This is a genomic window from Colwellia sp. SU-HH00943, assembly GCF_057546125.1.
The window spans coordinates 139,086-158,114 of record NZ_BAAJLW010000004.1 but is presented as its reverse complement, the minus strand read 5'-3'; the positions used below and the strand labels follow the sequence as shown (position 1 = coordinate 158,114).

Sequence of the window (19,029 nt, the reverse complement as noted above, 5' to 3'; positions counted from 1 at the left end):
GGCACTAATGGTTAAATTCTTTGATTACAACGGTTGTTTCAAGGCTTTTTCCTTGACGATAAAACTTAAATAATAAGGCAGTATTCGGTTTAGTTTCAGCAACTATATCTAGTGCTTGAGTGATGCTTTGGATAGCGTGTTCGCCTATTTGGTAAATAACATCACCACCTTGAATGCCTGCTGCAAAGGCTGGGCTATTGGGGCTAACCGCTTGTACAATAAAGCCTTTTACATCCGTTAAATAGCGTTCTGCTGAAATACCAAGCCAGCCACGAACAACACGACCATTTTCAATAATTTCGCGCATAACTTTATCTGCTAGCTGATAAGGAATTGCAAAGAAAATCCCTTGAATATCTAGCCTTGGGTTAGATTGGGTAAATTTAAGGGTGTTGATGCCAACTAACACGCCATTGGTGTTAATTAACGCGCCACCAGAGTTGCCTTCATTTATGGCAGCATCCATTTGGAGGAAATCTAAATAACTAGTATTACTTAAGCCACTTCGACCTGTAGCACTAATAATACCTTGAGTAACCGTTTGTCCTAAATTTAGAGGGTTACCAATGGCTAGTACAATATCTCCAGCGAGTGATTGTTGATCGATCTTTTGAGGAATAACAGGCAAGTTACTTGCATTAACCTTCAACACCGCTAAATCAGTGACTTGGTCAAAACCAATTAACTCAGCGGGAAAAAATTGGCCTGTTTGTAGTAGTACCTGTATTAAATCAGCATTTTGAATAACGTGAAAGTTAGTCAAAATATAACCATTGCTATCCATCACTACGCCTGAGCCTAAACGAGTGGATTTACGGGCGTTTCTTCCATAGCGTGGGTTTGATTGAATTTCTTCTGAATAAATATTTACAACGGCGGGAGAGGCCATACTTACAGCCCTCGCATATGACAGTGGGGCCGGCGTTTGTTCTTCTTGGTTTAATAATCTTTGTAAGAATGAGTTGGTGTTTGAATTTGGTACGAGTAATAAAAAAGCAATGGCAAAAAGTATTCCATAACTAATCGCGTTTAAAACATATTTTAATACTGGTTTTAGTTTCAAAAGGGAGATCTCAATTCATCATGATTTTTTATTATAAACTCAGTTTAACATAAAATAATGAACTGTAAGAAATTTACGGAAATAAAAAAGGCTAGTTTTGTACTAGCCTTCAATCAATGCTTTGCCTCTAAGCCTTTTAATTCTCGCTGAGTGGGAAAGAACTTAATCAACTTGGTATAAGAGTAACCTTGTAATATCTACTGAATGGATAAATACTGTGGAGTGTTATCTCGAATAATGTTGACGATGAAAAGCCCTTTTCGGTCTTTAAAGTAACTGCGTAACTCAGCAATATTGCTAATACGCGTTCTATTAACGCCAATAATTAGGTCACCAGATTGAAAGCCTGCCATTTGTGCAGGAGAGCCATCTGCAACGTCACTAATACTGACGCCTTTAGTTTGGCTACTATTTTCTAACTTACTACCTTCAAACATACGGTGAATTGTTTTTGAGGCAACATTGCTAACTTGTGACTGCTTTAATTTGGCAGTAAGTTCTTTTTCATCGCCATCACGAATAATCGTTAAATCAACCTCTTTACCTGCGCCAATTGAACCAATTTTTCCACGCAGTTCGTTAAACGTTTTAACTTTCTTCCCGTTTACTTTGACAATCACATCGCCAGGTTTGATACCTGCTTCATCGGCGGCAGAATCAGGAACGACTTGTTCTATAAAGCCACCTTGGTTTGTTTCAAGCTCCATTGCTTTAGCTATTTCACTATTCACACTACGACCGGAAACACCTAGAACACCACGGTGAACTTCACCAAATTCAATGATTTGTTTAACTAGGTTATGCATCATGTTACTTGGAATAGCAAAACCGATACCTATATTGCCGCCATTAGGTCCTAAAATGGCTGTATTGATACCAATTAACTCTCCGCGTAAATTAACTAAAGCGCCACCTGAATTACCACTATTAATTGCGGCATCTGTTTGAATGAAATCTTCATAATTTTCAATATCTAAACCACTTCTACCAAGGGCACTGACAATACCTGAGGTAACTGTTTGTCCTAAACCGAAAGGGCTACCGATTGCGACAGCAAAATCACCAACACGTAATTTATCAGAATCGGCAATTTTAATTTCTGTTAGATTGTCAGCGTCAATTTGTAGTAGCGCAATATCACTATCAGCATCAGAGCCAATTTTTTTAGCTTCTAATTGACGACCATCTTTTAACGTAATGGTAATTTGATCGGCTTTTTCAATAACATGGTTATTAGTCACTATATAACCTTCTTTAGCATCAATAATGACACCTGAGCCTAAACCTCGAAAAGGACGCTGTTGTGAAGGGCTTTGCCCCTGATTAGGGTTACCGAAAAATCTAAAAATATTTGGGACGTTTTGTTTTACTTCATGGGTACCTTTTACCGCGATACTCACGACTGCCGGCGTAGATTTTTCAAGCATAGGTGCCAGACTAGGCATTGTTTGTCCGTCCACTGAGCTAGGCCAAACAGCCATAGCGGGGGCACTGATTAATGATAATGTTGCGGAAAGGATTACTGCATTAAGAGCAAAAGATACTTTTTTCATATGAAAGCGTTCTCCTAAAATGTTAAAAGATTTTTATCTTCACTAAATTCAATTATTCAACAATGCGTCATTGGCACAAAAGTGAAGATAAACAGACTTGAAAATAGACATAAGCAAACTAACTAAGTTCCTCTTTGCTAGCTTGCTATTTGTAACACTTTATTTCGGAAAGGTTTTTACGGTTACGTTAAATATCACTCAGCATTTGATGCTTTTTTTTCATCAATGAATAAACCACTTGCTTCTCCTGAATAATCTAACGGAGCTTCAGTCGCCATTTGTACTTCTTTTGATGCACGTTTTTGATGACGTAAACCTGCTGTTTGCGCTAATTGTTGCTGGGTCTCTTGCGAGAAGAAAGGCATGCCTTCAGCATCAGTATGTGTTGCGCGCTGCAGCAATTGTGTACTTTCCTCCATTTGTTTCATTGCTGTTTGGCAAGTTGAGTTCATTTGATCAAGTAGGTTGGCTGAGCTCTCTAAATGATCAGCAACATCTAATTTATATTGCGCTAAAGCAGCTTCACTTTTACTAACTTGTTCAGCTAATTTACGTTGCTCTTGATTTGAAGAGGCTAAAAAATGATTAGCTAAGAAGCCAACAATGGTACCAATAATGAAAATAATTAAAGCGGTTACTAGGGTCATAAGTTTACCTTTGATCAATTGGAAATATAATAATGGCTATGTGTTAAATATAACGATGTTATAGTTTACAATAATATAGTTTTAACACACCTATATAAAGAATATGTTAGTAATATTTTCTTTTTCAAGCAGCTAATAGATATAAATACCAAAAAATATGGTTCTTTCATGATAAAACTTTCTCCTATCGCTAAGTATAAACAAGATTTGACTCGAGAAGACTTTCTTTTTGATGCGGCACAGGAAAACGCCGTGAAACACTTGCAACGACTTTATGAAGATCTTCAATATAAACCTGTTGAAGTCTCGACGTTTAAGAAGGTGTTAAATCGCTGGAAAAAAGTTTACGCCAAACCTGAAATCAAGCCGGTTAAGGGCTTGTATTTTTGGGGGGGAGTTGGTCGAGGTAAGACGTATTTAGTTGATACCTTTTATGATTGCCTACCGTTTGAAAATAAAATGCGTGTTCACTTTCATCGTTTTATGCATCGTGTTCATCAAGAATTGAAGTTATTAACTGGGCAATCAGATCCACTAAAAATTATTGCGAAAAAGTTTGCCCAAGAAACGCGTATTATTTGCTTCGATGAGTTCTTTGTTTCCGATATTACCGATGCGATGATTCTAGGTACTTTGTTTGAAGAACTGTTTGCTCACAACGTAACTCTAGTCGCTACATCTAATATTATTCCTGATGAATTGTACCGTAATGGTTTGCAGCGAGAACGTTTTTTACCTGCGATTAAATTGATCAATGAGCATACTGAGATTGTGAATGTTGACAGTGGGGTTGATTATCGTTTGCGTACCTTAGAGCAGGCTGAAATATATCATTACCCTCTCGATCAGGAGGCCAATGATAATCTGCATCACTATTTTAAACAGCTTGCCTGCGAAGTAGGTAAAGCGGGCACTTCGATTGAAATTAATAATCGACAGTTAGAAACTGTTTTAGTTTCTGATGGTGTGGTGTATTTCGATTTCTCTGTGTTGTGTGAAAGTGCACGTAGTCAAAGTGATTATATGGAAATTAGCCAATTATTTAACACCGTACTTTTAGCCAATGTTAAGCAAATGGGCAGAGAGAGTGATGATAGCACCAGACGCTTTATTGCCATGGTTGATGAGTTTTATGAACGAAACGTGAAACTGATTATTTCTGCTGAAACGGCGCTTGAAGATTTGTACAGCGGCGGTAATTTAGCTTTTGAATTTAAACGTTGTTTAAGTCGTTTACAAGAAATGCAATCTCATGATTATTTAGCGAGTGAGCACTTACCTTAAAGGTTTTCATTAAGTTCAATGTTGAGCTTACCAATGACAATAAGCCCAACAGTTAATATTTAACATAGACAATGAAAGGAGTGTGCACTAGCGTTAAAAAGTTTTAATACATTAATGTATAAAGCTTACGGCGATACTGAGTGGCGATAGGATCTCCATCAGGTAAAGCTTTTAGCACATCTAACAGCAGCCTTTTACTTTCTTCTTTTGTTTCAGTATTACCTGCTTGAACTAATCGAAATAATATTTTTAAAGCATCCTCATGACGATTCACTTGGCTATATTGCGCGGCGAGTTGATGCTTTATTTCTATATCATCTGGATTATTGGCAAGTTTTGCTTCTAAAGCTTGAATTTCTGGAGAATTAGCAGCTTGGCTAGCAAGTTCAAGTTTAGCAAGTAATGCGTGATAATAACTGTCTTGATCTACCATTTTTATGCTGTCAATGAGATCTTGTGCATCCTCAATTTTACCAAGCTGAATATTTACATCAGCCATTAGCAATTTAATATCAGCACGCTCATTATCAAGTGCATAAGCTTGCTTAATAACGTTAAGTGCTTCGCTAAAATTGCTTTCTGCTAATAAACTTTGGGCTTGGCTAAACAGAATATCTTCTTGTTTCGGTAAATGTTTATCTAAAAAAGTGGCAATGGTCTCATCGGTTTGTGGCCCAGATACACCATCAATCGGTTGACCATCTTTTACCAATACAGCGGTTGGTAAACCCTGAATACCAAATTGCTGAGCGATTTGCTGCTGTGTTTGACAATCAACAGTGGCCATTAGCATCTGTGCTTCAAAAGGTGCCACTTTAGCGGCTAATTTATCCCTTAACTCAACACTCTCGGGGATTTGTTCAGCCCAGAAAGCAACTAAGACTAATTTGTTTTTTGACTCTTCCAGTACTACCTGCTGAAAGTTTTCTAGCGTTATTGAAATCATAATTTATTTACTTTATGTGCCTTTATAAACGGTAATTAGCCAAGAATGAACCATAATAAACCAAAACCCAAAACGAGTCGGTAAATAACAAAAGGCATCATACCTAATTTATTCAAGAGAATAAGGAAGTAATGAATACAGGCATAAGCACTTATAAAGGCAACCAAGCTGCCTAAACCTATGGCCTGCCAGTCAACACCTTCAGCGGATAAAACCAATTTTAAAGTTAAATAGCTGCCTGCCATCGCAATAGCTGGTATTGATAGTAAAAAAGAAAAGCGTGCGGCATTATCGCGAGATAAACCTAACATTAGGCCGATAGTCATGGTGATACCTGAACGAGATGTGCCAGGTATCAAGGCTATCGCTTGTGCTAAGCCAATTAACATTGCTCCTTTAAAGCCTAATTTTTCAATGGGCTTATGAGTGACTCGATGGCCTGCTTTAACATCGGCAAAACCTAATAAAAAACCAAATAAAATAGTAGTTGCTGCTATGACTAAAGCGGAGCGCAAATGCATTTCAATAAAGTCTTTACCAAATAAGCCAAAAAGGCCAGCAGGAATTGTCGCGAAAATTATCCACCAGGCTAATTTGCCTTCAAATAGTGTTTGTTCATTTTGGCTACTTTTAGCAGGACCAATGTTGAGAGTACCTAACCAAGCAACAGCCATAGCACCGAGCTCTTTTCGAAAATACATCATTACCGCTAATAATGTACCTACGTGTACGGCAACATCAAAGCCAAGTCCTTGATCTTGCCAACCTAAAAGTTGTGATGGCAGTATTAAATGCGCAGAGCTTGAAATAGGTAAAAACTCTGTTAATCCTTGCAGTAACGCCAAAATAATAATTTCTAAAGTACTCATGTCATCCTTTGTTTTCGTTAAATTAGTTATATAAACTTATTTTAAATTGTCTGAAAGTGTTTTGTTACCAACAGTTTTCAACAATGTTTAATTTTTGTGTGCTTTTATCATAATCTTGCCATAACTCTTGATAGCTTTTATTAAGCACTGGGTGGTGTAACTCAGGTGCTAATTCGCTTAATGGCAATAATACAAAAGCATTTTTATCAATTTCATCTCTTGGCAGTTGTGCTGGCGTGTCAGTAATTAAATCGCCAAAGAGTAAAATATCAAGGTCTAAAGTACGAGGGCTAAATTTTTTGGCATTAACACTGCGTCCATAGCGGTACTCGATATCACGTAACATCATTGCAGCTTGTGCAAGATTATGTTGGCATTTAAAGGCAACTACCATATTGTAAAAAGGTTTACCGCTAAAGCCAATGGCTTCGCTTTCAAAAAGTGATGATAGTTTCAGTGATGTAAATGGGATATTAAAATCATTGGCGAGTGATTCAAGGGCACACTTTATATGGTATTCGCGGTCGACATTACTGCCTAATGATATGTATATGTCTGTCATTAGTTTGATTGAACTTGAGGTAACTGACCACGTTCAATTTCAACACCAACGGTGTCAGCATTATGAACAGCGCCGGGTTTGCCAATGCTAAGTTGCAACCACGGAATATGGTAATCAGTCATTAAAAAAGTTGCCATACGTTCAGCAAGGGTTTCTAATAAATCGACAGGGTTTTCATTAGCAAACTTTTCAATAGCAGTTGAAATTTCTGCATAATCTAATGTTTTTGCTAATTCATCATTTTCTGCTGCTTGAGCAGTATCCCATGCCATAGCAACATCAATAACAAGTGTTTGTTTTATTTCTTTTTCCCATTGAAAAAAACCTATGGTGGTTTGAATATGCAACCCTTTAATAAAAACTTTATCCATTTCTGTCTGCTATTAACAATTATTACAAAATAAAATGCGAGTTTACCTGCGTGACAGTAGAAAAACTAGCAGTTAACAAGATAGAATGAATAATATTGTTAAATATTTGAAAATTTCTTTCTCTATGCTGCTATTAACCTTTGCCATGATTGTTGTTGCCTATTTAATAGGTTCAATTTCTAGTGCCATTTTAATATGTCGGTTATTAGGCTTACCTGATCCTAGAACGACAGGTTCTAATAACCCCGGTGCAACAAATGTGTTGAGAATGAGTAACAAGCTTACTGCCGCGGTAGTATTATTTTTAGATATTTTAAAAGGTACTGTTCCAGTGTGGGGAAGTTATTTTCTATACGCTTATTTGGGTGAAAAAGAGCCGTTATACCTTGGGTTTATTGGTGTAGCTGCTTGTTTAGGCCACATGTACCCAGTATTTTTTAACTTCCAAGGGGGTAAAGCAGTTGCTACTGCTTTAGGAACATTGTTACCTATAGGATTAGGCTTAGGGGCTTTATTAATTTTAACTTGGATCAGTGTGGCTAAAATAACAAAATACTCAAGCCTTGCGGCTATTGTGACTGTATCTTTGGCGCCGTTTTATGTTTTTTTACTTAAGCCAATTTACGTCTATCCAACACTGATGTTGTCAGGTTTAATTATATTTAGACATAAAGATAATATTTTTCGCCTACTTAAAGGCACAGAAAGCAAAATTTCAACTAACATTAAATTTAAAAAGTAATGTACTTTCATAGGGATTTTATGAAAACAATCACTCAAGCCTTGTTATTTTTTATACTGACATTTTCTTACTCGCAATTGCTGCTTGCGCAACAGTTTCCACCTGCAAGTGTAAATGTGGAGGTGGCGAAAAAAATGTCTCTTGCTCCTGTTGTGTGGGTATCAGGTACTGTGGTAAGTCAAAATGACTCCAGTATTGCGGCTGAAATTTCTGGGCGATTAATTAGCTTAGCTGCTATCGGTGCTCGTGTTAACAAAGGTGATATTATCGCCCGCATTGACGATAAACAGTTGCAAATTCAATTTAAAGAAGAACAGGCTAATGTGTTAAATAGCCAAGCCCATTTACGTTATTTAGAAGCAGAGGTTATACGCAAAACGAAACTTTTTGAACAAAAATTATCGCCGGCAACAGAACTTGATAAAACTATTTCTGAGAGAGATATTGCTAAAGGTGAAGTGGTTGCCGCTCAGGCACGATTAGCAAGAACACAACAAGATTTAGCCTACACACAACTAAAAGCGCCATTTTCAGGCATAGTCGCACAGCGCATTGCGAGCTTAGGTGAGTATGTGAACAACGGTAGTGCCATAGTGCGCCTTGTTGAAACCCTTAACAGTGAAGCCACTGTGTTTGCGCCTATTGTTGCTTATCAATTTTTAAAAGAAGCAAAACAACTTGCGGTTGAATCACCGCTAGGCTCTGGTTTTGCTGATATCAAAACCTTAGTGCCTGTTGCTAATGCTCGCTCTCATTTGATGGAAGTTCGTTTGGATATGTCTACTTTTGACTGGCCAATTGGGTTAAACATTAAAGCTAAAGTTGCTAATGGCCCAAGTACAGTCTCATTAGCTGTGCCTCGTGATGCGTTAGTGCTGCGCCGTTCAGGCGCCAGTATTTTCCGAATAAATAAAACGGCTGAGCAAGCTACAGCAGAGCAGGTACCTGTGAAGGTAGGTGTGGGCATGGATGGCTTTGTTGCTATCTCTAGTGCTTCATCGACAACAGAACTTAATGAAGGTGACTTGATTGTTATTCGCGGTGCAGAGCGTTTACAAAGTGGTCAAGGGGTCGCTATCAAAGAAAATAATCATGAGCTGATCTCAGGTAGTAATCAGCCTGGAAGTAAACAGCCAGGTGGTAAATAATGAATTTAACATCACCAGCGCTAAAAAACCCTACAGCAGTTATCGTTGCTGTCTTAATGGTTGCGTTATTTGGTGTTATTAGCTTATCGAAATTACCCGTACAGCTAACGCCTGATATCAGTAAGCCAGAAATTAGTATCTCAACGTTTTGGCGATCTGCAGCACCAGAAGAAATGGAAGCGGAAATCATTGAGCGACAAGAAGATGTGCTCAAAGGTTTGCAAGGTTTAGATTTACTTACATCAAACTCTAGTCAAGGCTCTGGCAATATAACCCTGCGTTATAAATCAGGGGTCAATTTAGATCGAGCTTTAATTGATGCCATGAATGCGCTTAATCAGGTGCCTAATTATCCTGCTGATGCAACAGAGCCAGTAATCTCTGTTGGTGGCGATAGAACATTTGATGCCATTGCATGGTTCGCATTAAAACCTTTGCCAGATAATGAGCGTGACATTGTTAGTTATCAAGATTATGTCGAAGAGGTTATTCAAACACGTATGGAACGTGTTAAAGGCATTGCAAAAACCAATGCCTTTGGTGGTTTATCTTCAGAATTAAGGATCACCTTTGATCCATATCGAGCTGCCGCGTTAGGATTAAATATTCCTGAGCTGGCAAGTACCTTAGCTAATAATAGTGATAGCTCTGGTGGCTTTAATGAGGTTGGGCGAAGAAAATATACCTTAAGGTTTTCGGGTAAATACGATGCCGAGCAATTGGCGGAAATGGTTTTAGAGTGGCGAGATGGTGAACCAGTACTTTTGCGCGATGTAGCGATTGTTGAACAAGCGTTACAGGATAGAACGGGTATTTTAACACTTGATGGTGAGCCTGCTATTGCAATGAACGCAAGGGCAGAGATAGGGGTGAATGTCATAGATGTAATGACAGACCTGAAAGCGGCGATGAAAGAGCTCAATGAAGGGCCTTTAAAGCGTGCAGGCTTGCAAATGATCCAGATGTCAGATGAAACGATTTACATAAACCGCTCAATGAATCTAGTGCGAAACAATTTATTGATGGGGATCGCTTTAGCTATCATTGTTCTCTGGTGGTTTTTAAGAAAGTTTAGAGCAACGTTAATTGTAGCTATTGCTATACCTATTTCGTTAATTGTCACCTTAGTGGTGATGTATATCACGGGTAGAACGCTCAACATTATCTCTATGGCTGGCTTAGCTTTTGCGGTGGGGATGGTACTTGATGCGGCTATTGTGGTGTTAGAAAATATTGTTCGGCTAAGAGAAAAAGGAGAAGCGCCCGAAAATGCGTCGTTAAAAGGGGCTACACAGGTTTGGGGAGCTCTCATTGCTTCTACCGTTACTACCGTGGCAATTTTCTTACCTATTGCATTTTTAGAAGCCGTGTCAGGGCAATTATTTGCTGATTTAGCTATTACTATTGCGGTAGCTATTGTGGCGTCATTGATCATTGCGGTAACCGTTTTACCTACCGCTGCGCGCAAATTATTAACACAAGTAAATGAAGTTGACCCACATGCTCATTGGTGGCGCAACATAACCAAAGGCATAATGCGTATTACTAGTTCGCCAGCAAAACGCTTTAGTTGGATCTTTGGTTTAATGTTTATTTCTTTTAGTGGTAGTTGGTTACTTTTTCCTGAAATTGACTATTTACCTAAAGGCAATCAAAACCAATTTCAAGCTTTTATTATGCCACCACCAGGGTTAAGTTATCCTGCTGCGCGTTTTGAAATGAGTGATGAGATTAACCGTAGAATAGAACCATACTTAAGTGGTGAAAAAGAGCCTAAAATTGCCCACACTTGGATGGGCTTTTTTGGCAGCTTTGGTTTTATGGGCGGTCATGCTGAAGATGCAGATGATATTGGCAAGATAATACAAATTATTAATACAGAATTTCTGCGAGGCTTTCCTGATACTATGGCCTTTGCCTCACAAGCACAGATATTTCAAAACTTGGGTGGTGGCAGGCGCATAGATGTTGATATCCAAGGTAATGATGTTGATGTTTTACTTAAAGCTGCTCGAATGGGCTACGGTATGATTAGCCAAACGCTACCCGGTGCACAAATTCAGCCATCACCTAGTTTAACGCTTGCTGAGCCAGAGTTAAGAATGATCCCTAATGAAAGGCGTATGGCTGAAGCGGGCTGGACTCGTTCTGAAGTTTCTGCCATTTCACGGTCTTTAGGAACGGGTTTATATGTGGGAGATTATTTTAATGGTCAAAAACGTCTTGATGTTTTTCTTCGCGCCACTGATTGGCAAACACCAGAAGAATTAGCCGCAATTCCTTTATATACCCCTAATGCGGGCATTCAACAAGTTGGCGAGTTAGTTAATATTGAGAGAACCGCTGGGCCTAGTTCTATTCGACGTGTTAACAGGCAGCGTACAATTACCTTACAAGTGACACCACCTGACAACTTAAGTTTAGAAGAAGCGATAGCACAAATTAAAACAAATGCTGAGCCAGCTATTATGGAAGCTTTATCTGCAGACTCTATGGGAGATGGTGCAGATACTTCTACTGTTAATTATCGAGGTAGTGCTGAAGCGTTAACGGAAGCTTTAACAAGCATGAGTCAAAGTTTTGTTTTAGCTTTGGTTATTCTCTATCTGTTAATGTCAGCATTATTTCAATCGTTTAAAGATAGCTTGCTGGTTGTGTTAACCATTCCACTGGCGACTATTGGTGGTCTTGGCTTTTTACAGTTAACTAACCTTATAATTTTTCAGCCATTAGATTTACTGACCATGATAGGGTTTGTTATTTTACTTGGCCTTGTTGTGAATAATGCGATTTTATTGGTATATCAAACACGGTTAGGTGAGAAGGACGGTTTATCTCGTCATGACTCAGTTGAGCAAGCGGTAAGATTAAGACTAAGACCTATCCTGATGAGCACGTTAACCAGTATCTGTGGCATGTTACCTTTATTGTTGGTACCCGGTGCCGGTGCTGAATTATATCGCGGCATTGCAGCTGTTATTGTTGGTGGCATGAGTGTTAGTACAATTTTTACTTTGATTTTCTTACCGAGTTTACTGCAGTTAGGGCGTAAAGAAGTCGCTTAAGGATTAGCGTAAACGCTGACTAGTTACTGAATTATCGAGATACTTAGTTACTAGTCAGCAATTGTTAATGGTAATGTTTGATTAAATCTTAAGAGCAGATAGAGTACAGCTCTTTTGCTTACACTGCAGGAAGAGAGTCTAACGACCAACGAGGTTTGGCTTTGAACATTAAATCGGCATCGGTCCCCGCTTTTAAACGCTGTAAACCTGCATAAGCAATCATGGCACCATTATCAGTACAAAACTCTGGTCTAGGATAAAAAACACTGCCACCTAACTTTTTGGTAGTTTCGGCTAATTTTTCACGCAACGAAGTATTAGCACTTACCCCGCCAGCAATGACTAAACGATTTAAGTTCTCTTGTTTTAATGCCCGTTTACATTTTATTGCCAGCGTATCAACTACTGCTTGTTGAAAGGCTAGGGCGATATCTGCATGCGTTTGTTTAAGCTCAACATCAGATAGCTTTTGTTCATCAACCGTCCCACACTCTTGTCTTACTAAAGTTCCAGCGGCAGTTTTTAAACCACTAAAGCTAAAATCTAAGCCGGGTCTGTCGGTCATAGGGCGTGGCAGTTTAAAACGATTTGGCACACCAGACTCAGCCATTTTTGCGAGTACAGGACCGCCAGGGTAATCTAAACCAAGCAGTTTTGCCGTTTTATCAAATGCTTCTCCAGCTGCATCATCAACCGACTCTCCAAGTAACTTATACTCTCCAATTGCATCAACCCGCACTAACATAGTGTGTCCGCCTGATACTAATAAGGCGACAAAAGGAAAGTCAGGCACATCATCTTCTAGCATAGGAGCTAACAAATGGCCTTCCATATGATGTACTGGTACGGCAGGTAAATCCCAACCATAAGCTAAGCTTCGACCAATAGAACAGCCTACTAATAATGCTCCGACTAAGCCTGGGCCAGCAGTGTAAGCTACGCCATCTAAATCTTGTGGCGTCAGGTTGGCATCCGCTAACACTTCTTTAATTAATGGGATCGTTTTGCGAACGTGATCTCGAGAGGCAAGTTCTGGAACAACTCCACCATAATCGGCATGAACGGCTATTTGACTATATAATCGATGCGATACTATCCCTTTGGGGAGATCGCCTTCGCCATCATCATAAATAGCAATACCTGTTTCATCACATGAGGTTTCAATACCTAAAATTCGCATAAGTTGTAAAGTATCAATTAAAAAGTGGGGCGATTTTACCTGTACTATGCGTATTTCGCTAGTTTATTTACTTAGTCGATGAAATTAACCTTTACATCGTTAAGTGCTTAGCAGTAGAATACGTCACCCATTTTTAATAGAGCGGGTGTAGATAAGGTTTTATTTAGCAAGAAAGTCAGTAAAACTGAAGTCCAACGCCGATTTATATAGATATAGACTAAGGTAAAAAAGTACATGCCAGTAATTAAAGTAAGAGAAAATGAACCATTTGACGTAGCATTACGTCGTTTTAAACGTTCATGTGAAAAAGCAGGAATCCTTTCAGAAGTTCGTCGTCGCGAATGTTATGAAAAGCCGACTTGGGAACGTAAGCGTAAAAAAGCAGCTGCTGTTAAACGTGCTGCTAAAAAAGTTTCTCGTGAGAATGCACGTCGCATTCGCATGTACTAAGAATTCTTTTTAGAATTCCCTTAGTAACCTTCGAGCCTATTAGATGTCACTTCTAATTCAACTCAAAGATGAAATGAAAAATGCCATGCGCGCCAAAGACAAATTACGTCTTGGGGTTATTCGTATGGCATTATCTGCAGTTAAACAAGCTGAGATTGATCATAACACCGAAGCAACAGATGAGAATATTCTTGCGGTATTAACCAAAATGGTTAAGCAACGTAAAGAGTCTATCAAAATGTTTAGTGAAGGTGGCCGTGAAGAATTAGCAGTGAAAGAAGCTGAAGAGGTTAAGGTATTAGAGTCTTTTCTTCCTCAGCCACTTAACGAAACAGAAATTAAAGAACTCATAAATAATGCGATTACAGATACTGGTGCCGCTTCAATGGCTGACATGGGTAAAGTAATGGCAGTATTAAAACCATTAATGCAAGGTAAAGCAGACATGGGCGCAGTAAGCACCCAAGTTAGAGCAAGCTTAAACGCATAGATAGTTGTCAATGTGATTTCGATAAAACCGTAATAACTTCAGTTATTACGGTTTTTTATTCTCTAAAAATTGACATTCTTAAGCGTTGCAATTTATTTTGTGTACAATAAATACTTTCTTTTTTATCACAGGTAATTATTAATTTTATGGCCGGACGCATTTCTCGACAATTTATTGATGATTTATTAGCTCGTGCTGATATTGTTGAACTTGTTGATGCCCGAGTGCCTTTAAAAAAAGCAGGTAAAAATTACCAAGCCTGTTGTCCCTTTCATAATGAAAAATCCCCATCTTTTACGGTAAGCCAAGATAAGCAATTTTATCACTGCTTTGGTTGTGGCGAGCACGGTAACGCTATTTCATTTTTAATGGAATTTGATCGTTTAGATTTTGTCGATGCTATAGAAGAGCTTGCAAGCCACTGCGGTATAGAAGTGGTACGTGAGGAAAATACTGCTAGCCCGGCAGAGCAGCGCCGACAACAACAAATTTATCAGCAAAAGCAAAACGACTATGATCTGATGAGTCAAATCAGTCGATTTTACCAACAACAGCTAAAAGTAGCACAAGATAAAGATGTTGCTGTTAATTACTTAAAAGGTCGCGGCTTAAGTGGTGAAGTGGTTAAACGCTTTGGTATGGGCTATGTCAGTGATGCTTGGGATGGCATGATGAAAGTATTTTCTGCTAATGGCCAAGCGAATCAACAATTAGTTGATTTAGGGATGGCTATTCAAGGAGATAAAAATAGGCCATATGATAGATTTCGAGGCCGAATCATGTTTCCAATACGCGATAAGCGTGGACGGGTGATCGGTTTTGGTGGCAGGGTGTTAGGCGATGAAAAGCCTAAATATTTGAACTCGCCAGAAACACGAATTTACCATAAAGGGCAAGAATTATATGGCCTTTATGAAGCAAAACAAGCCAATAAAAGTCTTGAACGCTTAGTCGTTGTAGAAGGCTATATGGATGTAGTTGCTTTAGCTCAACATGGCGTAGAGTATGCCGTAGCCTCTCTAGGTACAGCAACAACATCTGAGCAACTGCAAACTCTATTTCGTACCGTCAAAGAAGTTATTTGTTGTTACGATGGCGACAGAGCAGGGCGAGATGCAGCATGGCGGGCAATGGAAAATGCCTTACCTTATATGCGCGATGGCTTTTCATTAAAGTTTGTTTTTGTGCCTGATGGCGAAGATCCTGATTCGCTCATTCGCTCTAAAGGGCAGCAAGCTTTTGAAAATATCCTAGCGCAAGCAACACCACTTTCTCAGTTTATTTTTGATAAATTTTTAGAAGATAACCCCGTTAATAGCACCGAAGAAAAGGTGGCATTAATTGATAAACTTCAGCCTTATTTATTGAAAATGCCAGAAAGTATTTTAAAAAATGCAATTATTGATGAAATGGCATCTCGTTTTAGTGTCACCAGTGAAAAGCGGCTGCGCGAATTACAAAAAATGAATGCCAGTAGCCCAAGTAAGCAAGCGGTTAAAAAGAACACTAAAGTAACACCGGTTAGATTAGCTATTGCATTATTGTTAGAACATCCCCATATAGTCAATTCGCTAGCCGATATTTCAGTATTACAGCCTTTAGATATTCCTGGTGTTGCGCTATTAAATCAATTGTTGAGTTTGTGTAAGCATAATCCAGAAATTAAAACACCACAGTTACTCGAATATTTTCGAGGTACAGAGCAAGGCACACAATTAGCCAAGCTAATGTGTTGGCAGCATCACATTGAGGCTGACGCCGCTGAAGAGGTTTTTTTAGATAGTATTGAAAAGTTGCTCAATAATTTTGTTGAACAACGAGCAGAGTTTTTACTTCAAAAAGCCCGTACAGGGAAAATGACTCAACAAGAGAAGCAAGAGTTACAAATTATACTCAATGCCTCTTAGTGAAAATAACCGCTATACTTGAATGAAACAATAGCCTCCAATTAGGACGAAGAAGACTTTTTAATTACTGGAAATAGCGTAAAAATTTAGCTATAATTCGCGGCTTTGTTATGCGGCACTAGTGCTTAGCATTGCTACCCTTATTTATTATATACAGGTGGACACTCGTCAATGGAACAAGCTCCTCAATCAAGACTTAAAGAGTTAATAACCAAAGGTAAAGAGCAAGGTTATTTAACGTTTGCAGAAGTTAACGATCATCTTCCACAAGATATTATCGACTCAGATCAAGTAGAAGACATTGTTCGTATGATCAATGATATGGGTATTCAGGTATTTGAAAATGCACCTGATGCTGATACTTTGATGATGAGTGAGGCCAATACAGATGAAGATGCGGCTGAAGCTGCGGCGCAGGCGCTTGCAACAGTAGAAAGTGAAATTGGTCGTACAACCGATCCTGTACGTATGTATATGCGTGAAATGGGCACGGTTGAGTTATTAACGCGTAAAGGCGAAATCGTAATCGCCAAGCGTATTGAAGAAGGTATTAAAGAAGTACAACGAAGTGTTTCAGAATACCCACCCGCGATAAATTATTTACTTGAAATGTGGGATAACTATGAAGCCGAAGAATTACGATTGTCTGATATTGTCGTTGGCTTTTTAGACCCAGATGCTGAAGATGAAGATGTTGCGGCTGCAGCAACCCATGTTGGCTCTGAGTTATCAAAAGAAGAGCTTGATGACGAAGACAGCACTGATTCAGATGACGAAGATGAAGAAGAAGAAGATACAGGTGTTGATCCAGAGCTAGCACGTGAAAAGTTCACTGCTTTACGTGAAGCTTATGAAAATGCAAACAAAATAATTGAAGCTAAAGGTCGAGGCCATAAAGATGCTGAAGCTGCGATTGATGCTGTTGCTGAAGTATTTAAAGAATTCCGTTTAATTCCTAAGTTATTTGATAAATTAGTGAAAAACATGCGTGGCATGATGGATAGATTACGCGTGCAAGAGCGCTTGATCATGAAGCACTGTGTTATGGGTGCTGGCATGCCAAAAACCACTTTTATTAAAATATTCCCAGGTAATGAAACCTCTAAAGATTGGTTTGAAGCTGAAAAAGCTGCGGGTCATCCTTACTCAAGTAAATTAGCTGACATAGAGTTTGACGTTGAACGCTGTATTCTTAAACTTAATCAAATTGAGGAAGAAACTCATTTAAACATTCACGGTATTAAAGATATTAACCGTCGTATGTCTATCGGTGAAGCGAAAGCTCGTCGCGCTAAAAAAGAAATGGTTGAAGCTAACTTACGTTTAGTTATCTCAATTGCGAAAAAATATACCAACCGTGGTTTACAGTTCTTAGATTTAATCCAAGAAGGTAATATCGGTCTAATGAAAGCGGTAGATAAGTTTGAATACCGTCGTGGTTATAAGTTCTCAACTTATGCAACATGGTGGATTCGTCAAGCAATTACCCGTTCTATTGCAGACCAAGCACGTACTATTCGTATCCCTGTTCATATGATTGAAACCATCAATAAGTTAAACCGTGTTTCACGTCAAATGTTACAAGAAATGGGGCGTGAGCCAACACCTGAAGAATTAGCTGAGCGTATGATTATGCCAGAAGATAAAATTCGCAAGGTATTGAAAATAGCTAAAGAGCCTATTTCAATGGAAACGCCTATTGGTGATGATGAAGATTCGCATTTAGGTGACTTTATTGAAGATGGTAGTGGTGAGCTACCGGTTGATTCAGCTACTTCAGAAAACCTTAAAGGTGCTACTCATGAAGTACTTGCAGGTTTAACGGCTCGTGAAGCTAAAGTGTTAAGAATGCGCTTTGGTATTGATATGAATACAGACCATACTTTGGAAGAGGTTGGTAAGCAGTTTGATGTTACTCGTGAGCGTATTCGTCAAATAGAAGCGAAAGCACTGCGTAAATTACGTCATCCATCTCGTTCTGAGCAACTAAAAAGCTTTTTAGATGGCGAGTAAAAAATTCGCTTAAAAGCTATTTAAAATAAACCCAAAAAAGAGTAAGTTAGTTGAACTAATTTACTCTTTTTTATTTTTAAAACTCAAAGGACATTTATGTCATTTACATCACGCATATTTACACTGCTATTATTAGGAACGTTAGCTTTTACTGCTGATTACAGTTATGCAGTACAAGACAGTAGTTTTGAGATTACCCCGCTTGCAGGTTACCGATTTGGTGGGAATTTTGATGCGAAAACTGATGATGAAGCGGGTATAACCTCGACTATTAAATTAACAGAAGAAGTTAATTATGGGGTGCTATTTGCGTGGAACGTTGATAAAAAGCGTCAAGGTGAATTTTTAGTAACACATAATAGTGCTGAATTCTCACAATTTGATAGTAGTACAATTAGCAATAATAATGTCTCAGTTACTTATGCTCATATAGGGGGGAATGTACCTATTTCAAAAGGTACTGTACCTTTGTATATAACCGGTGGTTTAGGCTTAACTCATTTATCACCAGATGATGCTTTGTTAGATACAGAGACGCGTTTTTCAATGAATGTAGGGCTTGCCACCAAGATACCTGTTACAGAGAATATAAGCTTTAGATTTGGTGGTCGAATTTACGCAACATTCTTTAATTCAAACAGTCGTATATTTTGTGATGAAGAAAGGTGTGATATAGCAATTTCTAGCGATTTGTGGGTACAAAGCGAGGTAAATGCTGGCGTAACCTTCGTTTTCTGAT

Annotated in this window: 17 protein-coding genes; 9 read left to right on the top strand and 8 right to left on the bottom strand. The window is 38.7% G+C overall.

Annotated elements, in window-relative coordinates; genetic code table 11:
- Positions 1-4: 4 nt before the first annotated feature.
- The 3 genes from AC27GZ_RS12345 to AC27GZ_RS12335 form a co-directional block, all read right to left on the bottom strand.
- A complete protein-coding gene (locus AC27GZ_RS12345; protein WP_487095472.1) occupies positions 5-889 on the bottom strand; it encodes a trypsin-like peptidase domain-containing protein in 885 nt (294 codons plus the stop codon).
- A 371-nt stretch (positions 890-1,260) separates the two neighbouring features.
- Positions 1,261-2,616 (bottom strand): Do family serine endopeptidase, encoded by a 1,356-nt coding sequence (locus AC27GZ_RS12340; protein WP_487095471.1) that lies wholly within the window; start codon positions 2,614-2,616, stop codon positions 1,261-1,263.
- Positions 2,617-2,810: 194 nt separating this feature from the next.
- Positions 2,811-3,263 carry a Z-ring associated ZapG family protein gene (locus AC27GZ_RS12335; RefSeq protein ID WP_487095470.1) on the bottom strand — a complete coding sequence of 151 codons (453 nt, stop codon included), beginning with the start codon at positions 3,261-3,263 and terminating at the stop codon, positions 2,811-2,813.
- 168 nt (positions 3,264-3,431) lie between these two features.
- On the opposite strand from AC27GZ_RS12335, the gene zapE reads away from it, so the two are divergent.
- A complete protein-coding gene (gene zapE, locus AC27GZ_RS12330; protein WP_487095469.1) occupies positions 3,432-4,547 on the top strand; it encodes a cell division protein ZapE in 1,116 nt (371 codons plus the stop codon).
- A 103-nt stretch (positions 4,548-4,650) separates the two neighbouring features.
- Here the strand turns inward: zapE and AC27GZ_RS12325 are convergent, their stop codons facing one another.
- From AC27GZ_RS12325 to folB, 4 genes are all read right to left on the bottom strand, one after another.
- Positions 4,651-5,493, bottom strand: coding sequence for a tetratricopeptide repeat protein (locus AC27GZ_RS12325; RefSeq protein WP_487095468.1), 843 nt, complete (start codon positions 5,491-5,493; stop codon positions 4,651-4,653).
- Positions 5,494-5,528: 35 nt separating this feature from the next.
- Positions 5,529-6,362, bottom strand: a complete 834-nt coding sequence (locus AC27GZ_RS12320; RefSeq protein WP_487095466.1) for an undecaprenyl-diphosphate phosphatase — start codon at positions 6,360-6,362, stop codon at positions 5,529-5,531.
- A 64-nt stretch (positions 6,363-6,426) separates the two neighbouring features.
- Complete coding sequence (gene folK / locus AC27GZ_RS12315; protein WP_487095464.1) at positions 6,427-6,924, bottom strand: 2-amino-4-hydroxy-6-hydroxymethyldihydropteridine diphosphokinase; 498 nt, start codon at positions 6,922-6,924, stop codon at positions 6,427-6,429.
- A complete protein-coding gene (gene folB, locus AC27GZ_RS12310) occupies positions 6,924-7,295 on the bottom strand; it encodes a dihydroneopterin aldolase (protein WP_487095462.1) in 372 nt (123 codons plus the stop codon). Before folB ends, folK begins: the two co-directional genes overlap by 1 nt.
- Before the next feature lie 124 nt (positions 7,296-7,419).
- On the opposite strand from folB, the gene plsY reads away from it, so the two are divergent.
- Genes plsY through AC27GZ_RS12295 form a run of 3 tightly spaced genes read left to right on the top strand, consistent with a single transcriptional unit; the run spans position 7,420 to position 12,250 of the window.
- Complete coding sequence (gene plsY, locus AC27GZ_RS12305) at positions 7,420-8,037, top strand: glycerol-3-phosphate 1-O-acyltransferase PlsY (protein ID WP_487095846.1); 618 nt, start codon at positions 7,420-7,422, stop codon at positions 8,035-8,037.
- 20 nt (positions 8,038-8,057) lie between these two features.
- Positions 8,058-9,185, top strand: coding sequence for an efflux RND transporter periplasmic adaptor subunit (locus AC27GZ_RS12300; protein ID WP_487095460.1), 1,128 nt, complete (start codon positions 8,058-8,060; stop codon positions 9,183-9,185).
- Positions 9,185-12,250 carry an efflux RND transporter permease subunit gene (locus AC27GZ_RS12295; protein WP_487095459.1) on the top strand — a complete coding sequence of 1,022 codons (3,066 nt, stop codon included), beginning with the start codon at positions 9,185-9,187 and terminating at the stop codon, positions 12,248-12,250. The genes AC27GZ_RS12300 and AC27GZ_RS12295 overlap by 1 nt, the downstream gene beginning before the upstream one ends.
- Positions 12,251-12,368: 118 nt before the next feature.
- Here the strand turns inward: AC27GZ_RS12295 and tsaD are convergent, their stop codons facing one another.
- Positions 12,369-13,430: a tRNA (adenosine(37)-N6)-threonylcarbamoyltransferase complex transferase subunit TsaD gene (gene tsaD, locus AC27GZ_RS12290; protein WP_487095458.1), complete on the bottom strand. Its 1,062-nt coding sequence runs from the start codon at positions 13,428-13,430 to the stop codon at positions 12,369-12,371.
- A gap of 234 nt (positions 13,431-13,664) precedes the next feature.
- Between tsaD and rpsU the strand changes: the two genes are divergently transcribed.
- From rpsU to AC27GZ_RS12265, 5 genes are all read left to right on the top strand, one after another.
- Complete coding sequence (gene rpsU / locus AC27GZ_RS12285) at positions 13,665-13,880, top strand: 30S ribosomal protein S21 (protein ID WP_487052425.1); 216 nt, start codon at positions 13,665-13,667, stop codon at positions 13,878-13,880.
- 43 nt (positions 13,881-13,923) lie between these two features.
- A complete protein-coding gene (locus tag AC27GZ_RS12280) occupies positions 13,924-14,370 on the top strand; it encodes a GatB/YqeY domain-containing protein (RefSeq protein ID WP_487095456.1) in 447 nt (148 codons plus the stop codon).
- 146 nt (positions 14,371-14,516) lie between these two features.
- Entirely contained in the window at positions 14,517-16,277 is a 1,761-nt protein-coding gene (dnaG, locus tag AC27GZ_RS12275) for a DNA primase (protein ID WP_487095455.1), read from the top strand.
- A 171-nt stretch (positions 16,278-16,448) separates the two neighbouring features.
- Entirely contained in the window at positions 16,449-18,290 is a 1,842-nt protein-coding gene (gene rpoD, locus AC27GZ_RS12270) for an RNA polymerase sigma factor RpoD (RefSeq protein WP_487095454.1), read from the top strand.
- 96 nt (positions 18,291-18,386) lie between these two features.
- The gene (locus AC27GZ_RS12265; RefSeq protein ID WP_487095452.1) at positions 18,387-19,028 is read left to right on the top strand and encodes an outer membrane beta-barrel protein; all 642 of its coding nucleotides are present in this window, start codon (positions 18,387-18,389) and stop codon (positions 19,026-19,028) included.
- Position 19,029: the final 1 nt, after the last annotated feature.

What these genes read in the sequence shown, in the direction of transcription:
- rpsU (WP_487052425.1), top strand. Translation starts at nt 13,665, where the DNA reads ATGCCAGTAATTAAAGTAAGAGAAAATGAACCATTTGACGTAGCATTA.
- AC27GZ_RS12320 (WP_487095466.1), bottom strand. Translation starts at nt 6,362, where the DNA reads ATGAGTACTTTAGAAATTATTATTTTGGCGTTACTGCAAGGATTAACA.
- AC27GZ_RS12345 (WP_487095472.1), bottom strand. Translation starts at nt 889, where the DNA reads ATGGCCTCTCCCGCCGTTGTAAATATTTATTCAGAAGAAATTCAATCA.
- tsaD (WP_487095458.1), bottom strand. Translation starts at nt 13,430, where the DNA reads ATGCGAATTTTAGGTATTGAAACCTCATGTGATGAAACAGGTATTGCT.
- folB (WP_487095462.1), bottom strand. Translation starts at nt 7,295, where the DNA reads ATGGATAAAGTTTTTATTAAAGGGTTGCATATTCAAACCACCATAGGT.
- AC27GZ_RS12325 (WP_487095468.1), bottom strand. Translation starts at nt 5,493, where the DNA reads ATGATTTCAATAACGCTAGAAAACTTTCAGCAGGTAGTACTGGAAGAG.
- folK (WP_487095464.1), bottom strand. Translation starts at nt 6,924, where the DNA reads ATGACAGACATATACATATCATTAGGCAGTAATGTCGACCGCGAATAC.
- AC27GZ_RS12265 (WP_487095452.1), top strand. Translation starts at nt 18,387, where the DNA reads ATGTCATTTACATCACGCATATTTACACTGCTATTATTAGGAACGTTA.
- AC27GZ_RS12340 (WP_487095471.1), bottom strand. Translation starts at nt 2,616, where the DNA reads ATGAAAAAAGTATCTTTTGCTCTTAATGCAGTAATCCTTTCCGCAACA.
- rpoD (WP_487095454.1), top strand. Translation starts at nt 16,449, where the DNA reads ATGGAACAAGCTCCTCAATCAAGACTTAAAGAGTTAATAACCAAAGGT.
- AC27GZ_RS12335 (WP_487095470.1), bottom strand. Translation starts at nt 3,263, where the DNA reads ATGACCCTAGTAACCGCTTTAATTATTTTCATTATTGGTACCATTGTT.
- zapE (WP_487095469.1), top strand. Translation starts at nt 3,432, where the DNA reads ATGATAAAACTTTCTCCTATCGCTAAGTATAAACAAGATTTGACTCGA.
- dnaG (WP_487095455.1), top strand. Translation starts at nt 14,517, where the DNA reads ATGGCCGGACGCATTTCTCGACAATTTATTGATGATTTATTAGCTCGT.
- plsY (WP_487095846.1), top strand. Translation starts at nt 7,420, where the DNA reads ATGCTGCTATTAACCTTTGCCATGATTGTTGTTGCCTATTTAATAGGT.
- AC27GZ_RS12300 (WP_487095460.1), top strand. Translation starts at nt 8,058, where the DNA reads ATGAAAACAATCACTCAAGCCTTGTTATTTTTTATACTGACATTTTCT.
- AC27GZ_RS12295 (WP_487095459.1), top strand. Translation starts at nt 9,185, where the DNA reads ATGAATTTAACATCACCAGCGCTAAAAAACCCTACAGCAGTTATCGTT.
- AC27GZ_RS12280 (WP_487095456.1), top strand. Translation starts at nt 13,924, where the DNA reads ATGTCACTTCTAATTCAACTCAAAGATGAAATGAAAAATGCCATGCGC.